Raw genomic sequence first — 15,945 nt, 5'->3', positions numbered from 1 at the left:
TTGACAGTTTGTCGGCCCTGGGTGGGGCAAGTTGAATCGCCGATGGCAAAACGCCCCGCCTTCCTGGAGCCAGCTTAGCTTGCTGGATTCGGGAGGGCGGGGCGTTTGGGTTGCCCGGCAGGGCAGCGAGCGCGGTCCGGGGGTCAGATGCTGTCGCGAACCATGTCGACGTGAGGGATGCCGGCTTCCAGGAACTCCTCGCTGACGATGCGGAAGCCCAGGCGCTCGTAAAAAGCCGTGGCCTGTACCTGGGCGCTGAGCACCAGTTGCTTGAGGCCGCGCTTTTCGGCTTCGCCGATCACCGCTTGCATCAGTGCATCGCCGACCTTCAGGCCACGCCAGTCCTTGAGCACCGATACCCGGCCGACCTGTCCGTCGGGCAGCAAGCGTGCCGTGCCGACCGGAAAGTCGCCTTCGAGCGCGAGGAAATGCACGGCGCTGTCGTCGTCGGCATCCCATTCCAGTTCGGGCGGGACGGACTGCTCGATGATGAACACCGCTTCACGAATGCGCCGGATCTCGGCGTTATCCTTTTGCCAGTCTGCGACACGTACGTGAATCTTATTCATCGGCAAATCCCAGGCTTCCTTGCTTGACCAGTTCGCACAGCAGGTCACGGCCATCGTCATCGGCCAGCCATGGACCCAGGTTGTCGATGTGCAGCGCGTCGGCGGCGCAGATCATCTTCAGCAGTTCCCGCAGTTTGCCCGGCAGGTAACGGCTCTGGCCGCTGGCGAACAGCAGCAGGTCGTCATCGACTTCGGACCAGGCCAGGCGCGCGCTCGGGTTGCGGATCAGCACCGCGCCCTGTTCGAGGCTGCCGAGCAGATCCTCTTCTTCCAGTTCGGCGCCCGTCACCAGTTCCGGGTAGCGCGGCTCGGTCATGAACTGGCCGAACCAGGTCAGCAGCATGCGCTCGTCGCTCATGTGCTCGGCCAGCAGTCCCTTGAGGCGGTCGAGGGCATCGTGCTGGATCTGGTGCGGGTCGCTGGCCGGCTGGGCGTCGGCGTCGGTGTAGCGCTCTTCGTCCGGCAGGTACTGGCTGAGGAAGTCGGTGAAGTGGGTCAGGACTTCAGCGGCGCTCGGGGCGCGGAAGCCCACCGAGTAGGTCAGGCAGTCGTCTACCGCGACACCGTAGTGGGCCAGGCGCGGCGGCAGGTAAAGCATGTCGCCGGGTTCCAGGACCCATTCGGCGGATTCTTCGAAGTCCGCCAGGATGCGCAGGTCGGCGTGTTGCAGCAGCGGGCTCTCGGAGTTGCACATCTGGCCGATTTTCCAGTTGCGCTTGCCGTGACCCTGCAGCAGGAACACGTCGTAGTTGTCGAAGTGCGGACCAACGCTGCCGCCAGGCGCGGCAAAGCTGATCATCACGTCGTCGATGCGCCAGCTCGGCAGGAAGCGGAAGTTCTCCAGCAGCTCGGCGACTTCCGGTACGAACTGGTCGACGGCCTGGACCAGCAGGGTCCAGTCGCGTTCCGGCAGCTTGCTGAACTCGTCTTCGGCGAAGGGGCCGCGGCGCATTTCCCAGGGATGGGCACCATGCTCGAGCACCAGGCGCGATTCGACTTCCTCTTCCAGGGCCAGGCCGGCCAGTTCGTTGGCGTCGATCGGGCTTTCGAAGTCAGGCATGGCCTGACGGATCAGCAGGGGCTTTTTCTGCCAGTAGTCACGCAGGAATTCCCGTGCGCTGATGCCACCCAGAAGTTGAAGAGGAATATCAGGATTCATGTGTAACCTATTGAAAAAATGCACTTTTCATACGGGAATAAAAACGCCCGGCGCTGCCGGGCGTCAAGGTCTTGCCATCGATCAGATGCGTTTGGCTTGGGCCACGGCATTGCCGATGTAGCTGGCCGGGGTGAGCTTTTTCAGCTCGGCCTTGGCGGCTTCAGGCATTTCCAGCCCGTCGATGAAGGTTTGCAGCGCTTCTGGGCTGATGCCCTTGCCGCGTGTCAGTTCCTTGAGCTTTTCGTACGGGTTTTCGATGTTGTAGCGACGCATCACGGTCTGGATCGGCTCGGCCAGGACTTCCCAGCAGGCGTCCAGGTCTTCGGCGATCTTCTGGGCGTTGAGCTCCAGCTTGCTGATGCCTTTGAGGCTGGCTTCATAGGCGATCACGCTGTGGGCGAAACCGACGCCCAGGTTGCGCAGGACGGTGGAGTCGGTCAGGTCGCGCTGCCAGCGGGAGATCGGCAGTTTGCTCGCCAGGTGCTGGAACAGTGCGTTGGCGATGCCCAGGTTGCCTTCGGAGTTTTCGAAGTCGATCGGGTTGACCTTGTGCGGCATGGTCGACGAGCCGATTTCGCCAGCAATGGTGCGCTGCTTGAAGTAGCCCAGGGAGATGTAGCCCCAGATATCGCGATCGAAGTCGATCAGGATGGTGTTGAAGCGGGCGATGGCGTCGAACAGCTCGGCAATGTAGTCGTGCGGTTCGATCTGCGTGGTGTACGGGTTGAAGCTCAGGCCCAGCTCGTCTTCGATGAAGGCGCGGGCGTTGGCTTCCCAGTCGATTTCCGGGTAGGCCGACAGGTGGGCGTTGTAGTTGCCCACGGCGCCATTGATCTTGCCCAGCAGCGGTACGGCGGCGACTTGGGCGATCTGGCGCTCTAGGCGGTACACCACGTTCGCCAGCTCTTTGCCCAGGGTGGTCGGCGAGGCCGGCTGGCCGTGGGTGCGCGACAGCATCGGCACGTCGGCGAAGCGCAGCGCCAGCTCGCGGATGGCCTCGGCGGTCTGGCGCATCAGCGGCAGCATCACGTCGTCGCGACCTTCGCGCAGCATCAGGGCGTGGGACAGGTTGTTGATGTCCTCGCTGGTGCAGGCGAAGTGGATGAATTCGCTGACCTTGGCCAGTTCAGGCAACTGGGCGGCCTGCTCCTTGAGCAGGTACTCGATAGCCTTGACGTCGTGGTTGGTGGTGCGCTCGATCTCTTTGACGCGCTCGGCGTGCTCCAGAGAGAAGTTTTCCACCAGGGCGTTCAGCACGGCATTGGCTTGTGCGGAGAACGCTGGTACTTCGCCGATGGCGGAGTGGGCGGCCAGGCGCTGGAGCCAGCGCACTTCGACCAGGACGCGAGCACGGATCAGGCCGTATTCGCTGAAAATGGGGCGCAGGGCCTGGGTTTTGCCGGCGTAGCGGCCGTCAACAGGGGAAACCGCAGTGAGCGAAGAGAGCTGCATGGGGTGTTCTCGGACAGTCGGGCAACGAAATGGGGCGCGTATCATACATGAAAATATCCGCCGGTCCGTTGCCAACTGACCGGCGTATTACGCGTTACTGACTACTAAAGGTCTTGCGGGTGCGGTTCAGCTGTTGCGCATCAGCGGATAAAGCTCTTTGAGCAGCTTGCGGCGGCTGATCACCAGCTGCCAGCGGTGACCGCCCAGTTGGCGCCACAGGCGCGCCGAGCGGATGCCGGCCAGCAGCAGGGCGCGGATCTTCGAAGCGTTGCTCGGTTGCTGCAGGTTGCGCATGTCGCCATGCACCTGGATTCGCTGGCGCAGGGTGCTCAGGGTGTCCTGGTACAGCGAGCCGCACGCGGCAATCACGTTTTCGTGAGCCGGGCCGAAATGTTCGACCTGGGACTGAATCTGCGGCAGGCGCTTGCCGATGATCTCCAGCATGTCGTCACGCTTGGCCAGCTGGCGCTCGAGGCCGAGCATCGACAGGGCGTAGCGCAGCGGTTCGCGCTGCAGCGTGCTGGGGTCGCGTTCCAGGGCGCCGATCAGGGCGCGATAGCCTTCGCGCAGGTTGATATCGTCACCGCCGTAGACTTCCAGGGTGTCCTTCGGGTCGCGGATCAGCAGGCTGCCGAGCATGCAGCTCAAGGAGGCTTCGGTGACCTGGCCGGTCTTGGCGATCTTGTCCACCAGCACGGCGGCGAGAAACACGCCGCCCAGTGCCGTCAGTTGCTCCTGGATCGGGCTCATGCCTTGCTGCTCCAGGGCTCCGCGACTTCGATCACGCCGCCGCCCAGGCAGATTTCGCCGTCATAGAACACCACGGACTGGCCGGGGGTGACGGCGCGTTGCGGGTCGTCGAAGGTCGCGCGGTAGCCGCTGGCGGTCTTTTCCAGGGTGCAGGGCTGGTCGCTCTGGCGATAGCGCACTTTCGCGGTCAGGCGGCGTGGTTCGCTCAGGTCGATCGGGTTGACCCAATAGATGTCGGAGGCGAGCAGGGCGCGGGAGAACAGCCACGGATGGTCATTGCCCTGGCCCACGATCAGCTCGTTGTGCTCCAGATCCTTGATCAGCACGTACCACGGCTCTTCGCCGGCGTCCTTGAGGCCGCCGATGCCCAGGCCCTGGCGCTGGCCGATGGTGTGGTACATCAGGCCGTGGTGGCGGCCGATCACTTCACCTTCGGTGGTCTTGATCTCGCCGGGCTGGGCCGGCAGGTATTGCTTGAGGAAATCGCTGAAGCGCCGTTCGCCGATAAAGCAGATGCCGGTGGAATCCTTCTTCTTGGCGGTGGCCAAGTCGTGTTTTTCGGCGATCGCGCGGACTTCGGGCTTTTCCAGTTCGCCCACCGGGAACAGGGTCTTGGCGATCTGTTCGCCGCCGACGGCGTGCAGGAAATAGCTCTGGTCCTTGTTCGGGTCCAGGCCCTTGAGCAGTTCGGTGCGCCCGTCGATATCGCGGCGACGCACATAGTGACCGGTGGCGATCAGGTCGGCGCCGAGCATCATGGCGTAGTCGAGGAACGCCTTGAACTTGATCTCGCGGTTGCACAGGATGTCCGGGTTCGGCGTGCGGCCGGCCTTGTATTCGGCCAGGAAGTGCTCGAACACGTTGTCCCAGTACTCGGCGGCGAAGTTGGCGGTGTGCAGCTTGATGCCGATCTTGTCGCATACGGCCTGGGCGTCCGCGAGGTCGTCCATGGCAGTGCAGTATTCGGTTCCGTCGTCTTCCTCCCAGTTCTTCATGAACAGGCCTTCCACCTGGTAACCCTGCTCCATCAGCAGGAGGGCGGAAACGGAAGAGTCCACGCCGCCGGACATGCCGACGATGACGCGCTTCTTTTGGTTGTCAGAAGGGGCTGGATCACGCATAGGAATTCAACGGGTGTCTTGAAAAAGGACGCGATTCTAACAGGCTGCGGCCTGCAAGGCTAAAACTGCGGTTAAAGCGATGGGCGGATCAGCGTGAGGCTGTGCAGCTGGCCGGCCAGATAGTCGTCAAGGCATTGGATGATCAGCTCGCTGCGCCATTGCGGGCGCAAGGCCAGCAACTCGTCGCGGCTCAGCCAGCGCGGGCCGATGATGCCATCGTCCAGTCGATAGTCGGGGTGGTGCCGCAGCGGTTTGCCGGCGAAGCACACGCGCTGGTAGGTCACGCCATTGCTCGGGGCGGTGTACAGATAGATACCGACCACGCCGGTCAATTCGATGTCCCAGCCGGTTTCTTCCAGGGTTTCGCGAATGGCGGCCTGGAGCAGGCTTTCATTCGCGTCCAGGTGCCCGGCGGGCTGGTTGAGTACCGCCTGCTCGCCCTGGAACTCTTCGACGAACAGGAAGCGTCCCTGATCCTCGATGATGGTGGCGACGGTGATGTGGGGTTGCCATTCCATGGATAAGGCTCTGTCTTGGGTGGGCGATCATCATAAAACGAACACTGACCCTGTAGGAGCGAAGCTTGCTCGCGATGAAAGCAGCGCGTTTTGACTGATTCAGCGCGGCGTCCTTATCGCGAGCAAGCGTCGCTCCTACAAGGAGGGTGTTATCCGGAAACACAAACCCCGGCGCTTGGCCGGGGTTTGCATTGCAGCGGTAGGCTTATGCCAGCGCAGCGATAGCCGCGTTGAGCGTGGCGCTCGGGCGCATGGCCTTGCTCACCAGCTCAGGGTTGGCGCTGTAGTAGCCGCCGATGTCCACTGGCTTGCCTTGGACCGCATTGAGTTCGGCAACGATGCTTGCCTCGTTCTCGGTCAGGGTCTTGGCCAGGGGGCTGAACTGCGCTTGCAGGGCGGCATCTTCAGTCTGGGCGGCCAGGGCCTGGGCCCAGTACAGCGCCAGGTAGAAGTGGCTGCCGCGGTTGTCGATGTTGCCGACTTTGCGCGATGGCGACTTATTGTTGTCCAGGAACTGACCGGTTGCCTGGTCGAGGGTCTTGGCCAATACCAGCGCTTTCGGGTTGTTGTAGGTGTTGCCCAGGTGCTCCAGGGAGGCGGCCAGGGCCAGGAACTCACCCAGGGAGTCCCAGCGCAGGAAGTTTTCTTCCAGCAACTGCTGTACGTGCTTCGGTGCCGAACCGCCGGCGCCGGTTTCGAACAGGCCGCCACCGTTCATCAGTGGCACGATCGACAGCATTTTGGCGCTGGTGCCCAGTTCCATGATTGGGAACAGGTCGGTCAGGTAGTCGCGCAGCACGTTGCCGGTGACGGAGATGGTGTCCTTGCCTTCGCGGGTGCGGGCCAGGGTGAACTTCATGGCGTCGACCGGCGACATCACGCGGATATCCAGGCCGCTGGTGTCGTGATCCTTCAGGTAGGCCTGCACCTTCTCGATCATCACGCCGTCGTGGGCGCGCATCGGGTCCAGCCAGAAAATCGCTGGAGTATCGCTGGCGCGAGCGCGATTGACGGCCAGTTTGACCCAGTCCTGGATCGGGGCGTCTTTGGTCTGGCACATGCGGAAGATGTCGCCGGCCTCGACCGCCTGTTCCAGCAGCAGGTTGCCCTTGCTGTCGGTGACGCGTACGACGCCGTCGGCCTTGATCTGGAAGGTCTTGTCGTGGGAGCCGTACTCTTCGGCTTTCTTGGCCATCAGGCCGACGTTCGGCACGCTGCCCATGGTGGTCGGATCGAAGGCGCCGTTGGCTTTGCAATCTTCGATGACCGCCTGGTAGATGGTGGCGTAGCAGCGGTCCGGGATCAGTGCCTTGGTGTCGTGCAGCTGGCCGTCGGTGCCCCACATCTTGCCGGAGTCACGGATCATGGCAGGCATCGAGGCGTCGACGATCACGTCGCTCGGCACGTGCAGGTTGGTGATGCCTTTGTCGGAATTGACCATGGCCAGGGCAGGGCGCACGGCGTAGACCGCCTGGATGTCGGCTTCGATCGCGGCTTGCTGATCGGTAGGCAGGGCCTTGATGCGGGCATACAGGTCGCCGATGCCGTTGTTCAGGTTGAAGCCGATCTGACTCAGCACTTCGGCGTGCTTGCTCAGGGCGTCCTGATAGAACTCGGCAACGATCTGGCCGAACATGATCGGATCGGAAACCTTCATCATGGTGGCCTTGAGGTGCACCGACAGCAGCACGCCCTGCTGCTTGGCGTCTTCGATCTCTGCGGCAACGAAAGCGCGCAGGGCTTTCTTGCTCATGACGGCGCAGTCGAGGATCTCGCCGGCTTGTACGGCGGTTTTTTCCTTCAGGACAGTAGCGCTACCGTCCTGGGCGATCAGTTCGATCTTGACGCTGTCCTGGGCATCGATCAGGGCGGCTTTTTCGCTGCCATAGAAGTCGCCGTTGCTCATGTGGGCCACGTGGGACTTGGAGTCCTTGGCCCAGGCGCCCATCTTGTGCGGGTGCTTGCGTGCGTAGTTCTTGACCGACAGCGGGGCGCGACGATCGGAGTTGCCTTCGCGCAGGACCGGGTTCACGGCGCTGCCCTTGACCTTGTCGTAGCGCGCCTTGGCGTCTTTGTCGGCGTCGCTGGTCACGGTTTCCGGGTAGTCCGGCAGGGCGTAGCCCTTGGCCTGCAGCTCTTTGATGGCGGCCTGAAGCTGGGGAACCGAAGCACTGATGTTCGGCAGCTTGATGATGTTGGCTTCAGGTGTTACGGCCAGTTCGCCCAGCTCGGCCAGATGGTCTGGTACGGCTTTGTCGCCCAGCAGCTCCGGGAAGCTGGCAAGAATACGCCCTGCGAGAGAGATGTCGCGGGTTTCCACGGCAATATCAGCGGAAGCGGTGAAGGCTTCGATGATAGGGAGCAGCGAGTAGGTGGCGAGGGCGGGAGCTTCGTCGGTGAAGGTATAGATGATCTTCGAGCGGGTGGGCATATTCGGATTAACTCTCTTCTTTGCTAAAGCGTGCGCAGAAAAACTCGAGGGGCGCCGGGTGAGCGCGTTCGTTCAAAGCCATCCGTGAACCGAATGTCGAGGTTTCTTCGCGGTGATGTTGGGTGCATCAGTCGAGCGTCAAGCGTGTGGGCTGCGATAACAGCCCGGCTTTTGGCGGAAAGTCTCGGCTACATTTTTTCCAGTGGCAGAGCGCTCAGCCGTCGTGACTCTGTGGTCAGCGGCGGCATTATACATAGGTAGCTGGCAAAACGCCGATGGTTCATAGGCCGCGCGTCTCGTCCATTGGTCTAAAGGTCGCAGCCAGGGTTGGCCTAGGCTCGCTCAAAGTGCTCGAATTTGGCGCTTTTCCCTTTGTTTTCAGGCTTGTAGGCCGCGAACTGTGCTGTTTCGCGCTCGGTGACGGGAACATGAGGTTCCCGTCCAGATTCAACTGGGGTACGCTCGAACGCAGCCAGATGTTCAATCCACACAACGGAGTTCAGCATGGGATACAAGAAGATTCAGGTTCCAGCAGTCGGCGACAAAATCACCGTCAATGCAGACCATTCTCTCAATGTTCCTAACAACCCGATCATCCCTTTCATCGAAGGTGATGGTATTGGCGTTGATATCAGCCCGGTCATGATCAAGGTTGTCGATGCTGCAGTGAAGAAAGCCTACGGCGGCGAGCGCAAAATTTCCTGGATGGAGGTTTACGCCGGCGAGAAAGCCACCCAAGTGTACGACCAGGACACCTGGCTCCCTCAGGAAACTCTGGACGCGGTCAAGGATTATGTGGTGTCCATCAAGGGCCCGCTGACCACGCCGGTGGGTGGCGGTATCCGCTCCCTGAACGTGGCCCTGCGCCAGCAACTGGACCTCTATGTCTGCCTGCGCCCGGTGCGCTGGTTCGAAGGTGTGCCCAGCCCGGTGAAGAAGCCCGGCGATGTCGACATGACCATCTTCCGTGAGAACTCCGAAGACATCTATGCCGGTATCGAATGGAAGGCCGGTTCCGCGGAAGCCACCAAGGTCATCAAGTTCCTCAAGGAAGAGATGGGTGTCACCAAGATCCGTTTCGATGAGAACTGCGGTATCGGCGTCAAGCCGGTTTCCCTGCAGGGCACCAAGCGCCTGGCGCGCAAGGCGCTGCAATATGTCGTCGACAACGATCGCGACTCGCTGACCATCGTGCATAAAGGCAACATCATGAAGTTCACCGAAGGTGCCTTCAAGGAGTGGGCCTATGAAGTGGCGGCCGAGGAGTTCGGCGCGACCCTGCTCGACGGTGGTCCATGGATGCAATTCAAGAACCCGAAAACCGGCAAGAACGTGATCGTCAAGGACGCCATCGCGGATGCGATGCTCCAGCAGATCCTGCTGCGTCCCGCCGAATATGACGTTATTGCGACCCTGAACCTGAACGGTGACTACCTGTCCGACGCGCTGGCTGCGGAGGTAGGTGGGATCGGTATCGCCCCGGGCGCCAACCTGTCCGACACCGTGGCCATGTTCGAGGCCACCCACGGCACCGCGCCGAAATATGCCGGCAAGGACCAGGTGAACCCGGGTTCGCTGATCCTCTCGGCTGAAATGATGTTGCGGCACATGGGCTGGACCGAGGCGGCCGACCTGATCATCAAGGGCACTAACGGTGCCATTGGCGCCAAGACCGTGACCTACGACTTCGAGCGCCTGATGGACGGCGCCACGCTGTTGTCGTCGTCGGCGTTCGGCGATGCGCTGATCTCGCACATGTAAGTGATACGCGCTCAGTAAAACGGCCGGTTCAAGTGATTGAACCGGCCGTTTTTTTATGACTGTTTTATGACGGGGTGTCGGATTCAGCTCAAGGCTGTTTCCGGGAAGGAGGGAGTGGCGGCAGGGGCGTTCTGGGTCTTGATGGAGTTGATTTTCACGGCGTGCAGGCCCTTGGGACCTTGCGTGATCTCGAAGCTCACGGCCTGACCGGCTTTCAAGGTTTTGTAGCCTTCCATCTCGATGGCCGAGTAGTGGGCAAACAGGTCGTCGTTCTTGCCCTCCTCATTAATAAAGCCATAACCCTTGGCGTTGTTGAACCACTTGACCTTGCCGCTTGCCATGCTCATATCCCTCTGCAACAGACTCCATCACTGGAGTATCATCCTGTTCATCCGTACCGAAATCCGAAATATGGGATTGACGGTACGGACCTTTATTACCCAATGTGGGCTCTATTGGTTGTAACACCGTTTTGCCGATAGTCAAGGTGACCCGGCGGTCGGAGTTGAAATCCTCCCGGAGTGCCCCCACCACTGTATTTGCTCAACTAACGAACCTTTCTTTCCATGCATGCAATCAGCCAGATTCGACTAACATTCAATCAGGATCGCCCGGATTTCCAAGACGACGATTCCGCTGGCTTGGCTGTACAGGAAGCTAAGCCGACGTTACAGGCCCCGCCGATGTACAAGGTGGTTTTGTTCAATGATGACTACACACCGATGGATTTCGTCGTCGAAGTGCTCGAGGTGTTTTTTAACCTGAATCGCGAGCTGGCGACCAAGGTAATGCTGGCCGTTCATACAGAAGGACGGGCAGTATGTGGATTGTTTACCCGCGACATCGCCGAGACCAAGGCCATGCAGGTCAACCAGTACGCCAGGGAAAGCCAGCATCCGCTACTCTGTGAAATCGAGAAGGACGGTTAACGCCGACCACTTGGGTATGAGGTGAAGCTATGTTAAACCGCGAGCTCGAAGTCACCCTCAATCTCGCCTTCAAAGAGGCCCGTTCGAAGCGTCATGAATTCATGACCGTCGAGCACCTCTTGTTGGCTCTTTTGGATAATGAGGCCGCCGCCACCGTTTTACGTGCCTGCGGAGCAAACCTCGACAAACTCAAGCACGACCTGCAGGAGTTCATCGACTCCACCACGCCACTGATTCCCGTACATGACGAGGATCGCGAAACCCAGCCAACCCTGGGCTTCCAGCGTGTGCTGCAACGTGCTGTCTTTCATGTGCAGAGTTCGGGCAAGCGCGAAGTGACCGGTGCCAATGTGCTGGTTGCAATCTTCAGTGAGCAAGAGAGCCAGGCGGTGTTCCTGCTGAAACAGCAGAGCGTTGCCCGTATCGACGTCGTCAACTATATCGCCCATGGCATCTCCAAGGTGCCGGGGCATGGCGATCATTCTGAAGGTGAGCAGGACATGCAGGACGATGAAGGCGGCGAGTCTTCCTCTTCCGGCAATCCGCTGGATGCCTATGCCAGCAATCTCAATGAACTGGCACGCCAGGGGCGTATCGATCCGTTGGTGGGGCGTGAGCAGGAAGTCGAGCGCGTGGCGCAGATCCTTGCGCGTCGGCGCAAGAATAACCCGTTGCTGGTCGGTGAGGCGGGCGTGGGTAAAACCGCGATCGCCGAAGGCCTGGCTAAGCGCATTGTCGACAGCCAGGTTCCCGATCTGCTGGCCAATAGCGTGGTGTACTCCCTGGATCTCGGTGCGTTGCTGGCCGGTACCAAGTACCGCGGCGATTTCGAGAAGCGTTTCAAGGCGTTGCTGGGTGAGCTGAAGAAGCGTCCGCAGGCGATCCTGTTCATCGATGAGATCCACACCATCATTGGTGCCGGTGCGGCGTCCGGTGGGGTAATGGATGCCTCGAACCTGCTCAAGCCATTGCTTTCCTCGGGCGATATCCGTTGCATTGGCTCGACCACATTCCAGGAGTTCCGCGGGATTTTCGAGAAGGATCGCGCTTTGGCGCGTCGTTTCCAGAAGGTCGACGTCTCCGAGCCTTCGGTCGAGGACACCATTGGTATCCTGCGCGGTCTCAAGGGGCGTTTCGAACTGCACCACAGCATCGAGTACAGCGACGAAGCCTTGCGCGCCGCGGCCGAACTGGCCTCGCGCTACATCAATGACCGGCATATGCCGGACAAGGCTATCGATGTCATTGACGAGGCGGGTGCCTATCAGCGCCTGCAGCCTTCCGACAAGCGCGTCAAGCGCATCGAGGTGGCTCAGGTCGAGGATATCGTGGCAAAAATCGCGCGGATTCCGCCGAAGCATGTCACCAGTTCCGACAAGGAGCTGTTGCGTAATCTCGAGCGTGATTTGAAGTTGACCGTATTTGGCCAGGATGCGGCGATCGACTCGCTGTCCACTGCGATCAAGCTGTCTCGCGCTGGCCTGAAGTCGCCAGACAAGCCCGTCGGCTCGTTCCTGTTCGCCGGTCCTACCGGTGTCGGTAAAACCGAAGCCGCGCGGCAGTTGGCCAAGGCGCTGGGTATCGAGCTGGTACGTTTCGATATGTCCGAGTACATGGAGCGCCATACCGTGTCGCGTCTGATCGGTGCGCCTCCGGGTTATGTCGGGTTCGACCAGGGTGGCCTGCTGACCGAGGCCATTACCAAGCAGCCTCACTGTGTGCTGCTGCTCGATGAGATCGAAAAAGCCCACCCCGAGGTCTTCAATCTGCTGCTGCAGGTGATGGATCACGGTACCTTGACCGATAACAACGGGCGCAAGGCGGACTTCCGCAACGTGATCATTATCATGACCACCAACGCGGGTGCCGAAACAGCGGCGCGGGCCTCTATCGGTTTCACTCATCAGGATCACTCTTCCGATGCGATGGAAGTGATCAAGAAGAGCTTCACGCCGGAGTTCCGCAACCGTCTGGACACCATTATCCAGTTTGGTCGCCTCAGCCATGAGGTCATCAAGAGCGTGGTGGACAAGTTCCTTACCGAGCTTCAGGCGCAGCTGGAAGACAAGCGCGTTCAGCTGGAGGTCACCGACGCGGCTCGCAGCTGGCTGGCGGCGGGTGGTTACGATGTGACGATGGGTGCTCGTCCGATGGCGCGCCTGATCCAGGACAAGATCAAGCGTCCGCTGGCGGAGGAGATACTCTTTGGCGAACTGGCCGAGCATGGCGGTGTGGTGCACATCGACATCAAGGATGGCGAGCTGACCTTCGAGTTCGAGACCACTGCAGAAATGGCCTGAAAGGCCGCAACAAAAAAGGCGCCGCAAGGCGCCTTTTTCATGTCAGGCATAAAGCGCACAAACAAAAACGCCCGGCGTGGGCCGGGCGTCTTGTGTCGACTTGCTTAGCGAGCGCGGTAAGTGATGCGCCCTTTGCTCAAGTCATAGGGCGTCAGCTCGACGCGCACTTTGTCACCGGTAAGAATACGAATGTAGTTCTTGCGCATCTTGCCGGAGATATGCGCGGTTACGACGTGCCCATTTTCCAACTCCACGCGAAACATGGTGTTGGGCAGGGTGTCGACGACAGTGCCTTCCATTTCGAAGCTGTCTTCTTTCGACATGCAGTAAAGCCCTCGGTGTCCAGTGAATGGCCCGGTGCAACTGCGCCAGGCAAAAGCGGCGTGCATTGTGCCCGAAAAGTGGGGTTCAAGCCAAGGGCTTCTAGTTGAGGATGACCCATCTCTGGTTAATCAGCAGCTCGATAGGCCGATATTGGGTCTTGTAGTTCATTTTTTTGCAGTTCTTGATCCAGTAACCGAGGTAGACCGCGTCCAGGCCCAGGCGCAAGGCCTCGCCGATCTGCCACAGGATGGCGAAGCGGCCAAGACTGCGGCGCTCCTCTTCGGGCTCATAGAAGGTGTAGACCGCGGAAAGCCCGTTGGGCAGCAGGTCGGTGACAGCCACGGCAAGCAGGCGTCCGTCGAGGCGGAACTCATAGAACCGGGAGAAGGGCAGGTCACGGACCAGAAAGGTCGAGAACTGATCGCGGCTGGGGGGGTACATGTCGCCATCGGCGTGGCGTTGTTCGATATAACGCTGGTAAAGATCGAAATATTCTTCGCTGAAGGCCGGTTTGACAGGCTGAACCTGCAAGTCGGCATTGCGTTTGAGAATGCGTTTCTGCTGCCGATTGGGCAAGAATTGCGCGGCAGGAATGCGCGCCGGGACACAGGCATTGCAGTTCTGGCAATGCGGCCGGTAGAGGTGATCGCCACTGCGGCGAAAGCCCATTTCCGACAGATCTGCGTAGACATGCACATCCATGGGCTGGCTAGGGTCGAGGAACAGCGTGGTCGCCTGTTCTTCGGGCAGGTAGCTGCAAGAGTGGGGCTGAGTGGCATAGAACTTCAAACGCGCCAACTCGGTCATGAATCAACCCTCGGGATTAGCTTTGAATTAAGTGTAAGCCACGCTGGCGCAACCCGCCTAGGAAACCCATATGGCGCGGCTGGGCTGGTCCAGATGGCGTTGCAGGTAGCCGGCGAACTCCTGGCGCGTGATGGCGCGGGCTCCCAGGCTGTGCAGGTGGTCGGTGGGCATCTGGCAGTCGATCAGGGCGAATCCCCATGCCCGCAAGCGTTCGACCAGTATGGTGAAGCCGAATTTCGACGCGTTGTCGGCGCGGCTGAACATCGACTCCCCGAAAAACAACTGGCCCATTGCTAGCCCGTACAGCCCGCCCACCAGCGAGCCCTGGTCCCACACTTCGACGGAATGGGCGTAGCCGCGCTTGTGCAGTTCGAGGTAGGCATTCTGCATCGACTCGGTGATCCAGGTGCCATCGGCATAGGCGCGTGGCGCCGCGCAGGCACTGATGACGGCTGGAAAGTCCTGGTCGAAGGTGACCTGGTAACGTTGCTGGCGCAACAGTTTGTTCAGGCTGCGGGATACATGCAGTTCGTCTGGAAGCAGGACTGTGCGCGGGTCCGGGGACCACCAGAGAATTGGCTGGCCTTCGGAGAACCATGGAAAGCAGCCGTGGCGATAGGCATGGATCAATCGGTCGGCTGACAGGTCGCCGCCCGCGGCCAGCAGGCCGTTGGGGTCGCGCAGGGCTTTTTCCAGTGGCGGGAAGTCAAAGGTGTTGCGTTGTAACCAGGTCAGCATGGCGTCCAGACTTGCGGAAGGGGAGGGCGGTGGCGGGCCTTGCCGGGCCCGCCGCAAGCGTAGGTCGGGAGATCAGTTGTCGTCGAGGAATTTTTCCGCATCCAGGGCTGCCATGCACCCCGCGCCGGCAGAGGTGATGGCCTGGCGATAGACGTGGTCGGCCACGTCGCCTGCTGCAAATACCCCTGGGATGGCGGTAGCCGTGGCGTCCCCCTCGCTACCGCCCTTGATCCGCAGGTAGCCGTCGTGCATGTCCAGTTGTCCCTGGAACAAGTCCGTATTGGGTTTGTGGCCGATGGCAATGAACACGCCGGCTAGCGCCAGTTCCCGGGTTTCGCCGGTCAGGCTGTCGCGCAGGCGGGCGCCGGTGACGCCGCTGGCATCGCCCAGTACCTCGTCGAGATGCTGATTCCAGTGCAGGCGGATATTGCCCTTGGCCGCTTTCTCGAACAGCTTGTCCTGGAGGATCTTTTCCGCCCGCAATTTGTCGCGCCGATGCACCAGATGCACCTCTCGGGCGATGTTGGAGAGGTACAGGGCTTCTTCCACGGCCGTATTGCCGCCGCCCACCACGGCCACTACCTGATTGCGGTAGAAAAAGCCGTCGCAGGTGGCGCAAGCGGATACGCCTTTGCCGGCGAAGGCTTCCTCGGAGGGCAGTCCCAGATACTGGGCCGAGGCGCCGGTGGCGATGATCAGGGCATCGCAGCTATAGGTGCCGCTATCGCCCTTGAGGATAAAGGGGCGTTGTTGCAACTCGGCGGTATGGATATGGTCGTAGATGATCTCGGTGTCGAAGCGTTCCGCGTGTTTTTGCATGCGTTCCATCAGCACCGGGCCCGTCAGGCCTTCTGCATCGCCCGGCCAGTTGTCGACCTCGACGGTCGTCGTCAGCTGTCCCCCCGCTTGCAGGCCGGTGATAACCGTCGGTTTGAGGTTGGCGCGGGCGGCATACACGGCGGCGCTGTAACCGGCGGGGCCGGAGCCGAGAATGATCAGGCGTGAATGCTTCGCTTCGTTCATAAAAACACCTCATAAGCCTTTGTCACAAAAGAGAATGCGTGCTCAAATTGAATATTGCGTAAA

The 15,945-nt window shown here is 60.6% G+C and carries 15 protein-coding genes; 3 read left to right on the top strand and 12 right to left on the bottom strand.

Annotation, left to right across the window (positions count from 1 at the left end; all coding sequences use genetic code 11):
* Positions 1 to 143: 143 nt before the first annotated feature.
* The 7 genes from TO66_RS20200 to TO66_RS20170 all read right to left on the bottom strand — a co-directional run bounded on the left by TO66_RS20200 (position 144) and on the right by TO66_RS20170 (position 8,000).
* A complete protein-coding gene (locus tag TO66_RS20200) occupies positions 144 to 569 on the bottom strand; it encodes a GNAT family N-acetyltransferase (protein ID WP_044463925.1) in 426 nt (141 codons plus the stop codon).
* A complete protein-coding gene (locus tag TO66_RS20195; RefSeq protein ID WP_044463924.1) occupies positions 562 to 1,728 on the bottom strand; it encodes a cupin domain-containing protein in 1,167 nt (388 codons plus the stop codon). The genes TO66_RS20200 and TO66_RS20195 overlap by 8 nt, the downstream gene beginning before the upstream one ends.
* Positions 1,729 to 1,809: 81 nt before the next feature.
* Positions 1,810 to 3,180 (bottom strand): adenylosuccinate lyase, encoded by a 1,371-nt coding sequence (gene purB, locus TO66_RS20190; RefSeq protein ID WP_044463923.1) that lies wholly within the window; start codon positions 3,178 to 3,180, stop codon positions 1,810 to 1,812.
* 126 nt (positions 3,181 to 3,306) lie between these two features.
* Entirely contained in the window at positions 3,307 to 3,930 is a 624-nt protein-coding gene (hflD, locus tag TO66_RS20185) for a high frequency lysogenization protein HflD (protein ID WP_044463922.1), read from the bottom strand.
* Positions 3,927 to 5,051 (bottom strand): tRNA 2-thiouridine(34) synthase MnmA, encoded by a 1,125-nt coding sequence (mnmA, locus tag TO66_RS20180; RefSeq protein WP_044463921.1) that lies wholly within the window; start codon positions 5,049 to 5,051, stop codon positions 3,927 to 3,929. Before mnmA ends, hflD begins: the two co-directional genes overlap by 4 nt.
* Before the next feature lie 71 nt (positions 5,052 to 5,122).
* Positions 5,123 to 5,569: an NUDIX hydrolase gene (locus tag TO66_RS20175; RefSeq protein ID WP_044463920.1), complete on the bottom strand. Its 447-nt coding sequence runs from the start codon at positions 5,567 to 5,569 to the stop codon at positions 5,123 to 5,125.
* 205 nt (positions 5,570 to 5,774) lie between these two features.
* Positions 5,775 to 8,000 (bottom strand): NADP-dependent isocitrate dehydrogenase, encoded by a 2,226-nt coding sequence (locus TO66_RS20170; protein ID WP_044463919.1) that lies wholly within the window; start codon positions 7,998 to 8,000, stop codon positions 5,775 to 5,777.
* A 504-nt stretch (positions 8,001 to 8,504) separates the two neighbouring features.
* Here TO66_RS20170 and icd point away from each other — a divergent pair.
* Entirely contained in the window at positions 8,505 to 9,761 is a 1,257-nt protein-coding gene (icd, locus tag TO66_RS20165) for an NADP-dependent isocitrate dehydrogenase (protein ID WP_044463918.1), read from the top strand.
* A gap of 83 nt (positions 9,762 to 9,844) precedes the next feature.
* Here the strand turns inward: icd and cspD are convergent, their stop codons facing one another.
* Complete coding sequence (cspD, locus tag TO66_RS20160; protein WP_044466109.1) at positions 9,845 to 10,102, bottom strand: cold shock domain-containing protein CspD; 258 nt, start codon at positions 10,100 to 10,102, stop codon at positions 9,845 to 9,847.
* A gap of 225 nt (positions 10,103 to 10,327) precedes the next feature.
* Here cspD and clpS point away from each other — a divergent pair, with 225 nt between their 5' ends.
* Both clpS and clpA read left to right on the top strand, forming a co-directional pair.
* Entirely contained in the window at positions 10,328 to 10,690 is a 363-nt protein-coding gene (clpS, locus tag TO66_RS20155; RefSeq protein WP_009044582.1) for an ATP-dependent Clp protease adapter ClpS, read from the top strand.
* A 29-nt stretch (positions 10,691 to 10,719) separates the two neighbouring features.
* Positions 10,720 to 12,990 carry an ATP-dependent Clp protease ATP-binding subunit ClpA gene (clpA, locus tag TO66_RS20150; protein ID WP_044463917.1) on the top strand — a complete coding sequence of 757 codons (2,271 nt, stop codon included), beginning with the start codon at positions 10,720 to 10,722 and terminating at the stop codon, positions 12,988 to 12,990.
* Positions 12,991 to 13,094: 104 nt separating this feature from the next.
* Here clpA and infA read toward each other — a convergent pair whose 3' ends face one another.
* The 4 genes from infA to trxB all read right to left on the bottom strand — a co-directional run bounded on the left by infA (position 13,095) and on the right by trxB (position 15,882).
* Positions 13,095 to 13,313: a translation initiation factor IF-1 gene (infA, locus tag TO66_RS20145; RefSeq protein WP_002553999.1), complete on the bottom strand. Its 219-nt coding sequence runs from the start codon at positions 13,311 to 13,313 to the stop codon at positions 13,095 to 13,097.
* Between the two features lie 100 nt (positions 13,314 to 13,413).
* A complete protein-coding gene (locus TO66_RS20140) occupies positions 13,414 to 14,121 on the bottom strand; it encodes an arginyltransferase (RefSeq protein ID WP_044463916.1) in 708 nt (235 codons plus the stop codon).
* Positions 14,122 to 14,178: 57 nt separating this feature from the next.
* Complete coding sequence (gene aat, locus TO66_RS20135) at positions 14,179 to 14,859, bottom strand: leucyl/phenylalanyl-tRNA--protein transferase (protein ID WP_044463915.1); 681 nt, start codon at positions 14,857 to 14,859, stop codon at positions 14,179 to 14,181.
* A 72-nt stretch (positions 14,860 to 14,931) separates the two neighbouring features.
* A complete protein-coding gene (gene trxB / locus TO66_RS20130; RefSeq protein ID WP_044463914.1) occupies positions 14,932 to 15,882 on the bottom strand; it encodes a thioredoxin-disulfide reductase in 951 nt (316 codons plus the stop codon).
* Between the last annotated feature and the right edge of the window lie 63 nt (positions 15,883 to 15,945).

Origin of the sequence: Pseudomonas sp. MRSN 12121 (assembly GCF_000931465.1) — a bacterium.
Taxonomy (GTDB): domain Bacteria; phylum Pseudomonadota; class Gammaproteobacteria; order Pseudomonadales; family Pseudomonadaceae; genus Aquipseudomonas.
This window is presented reverse-complemented; position numbering and strand designations above follow the sequence as displayed.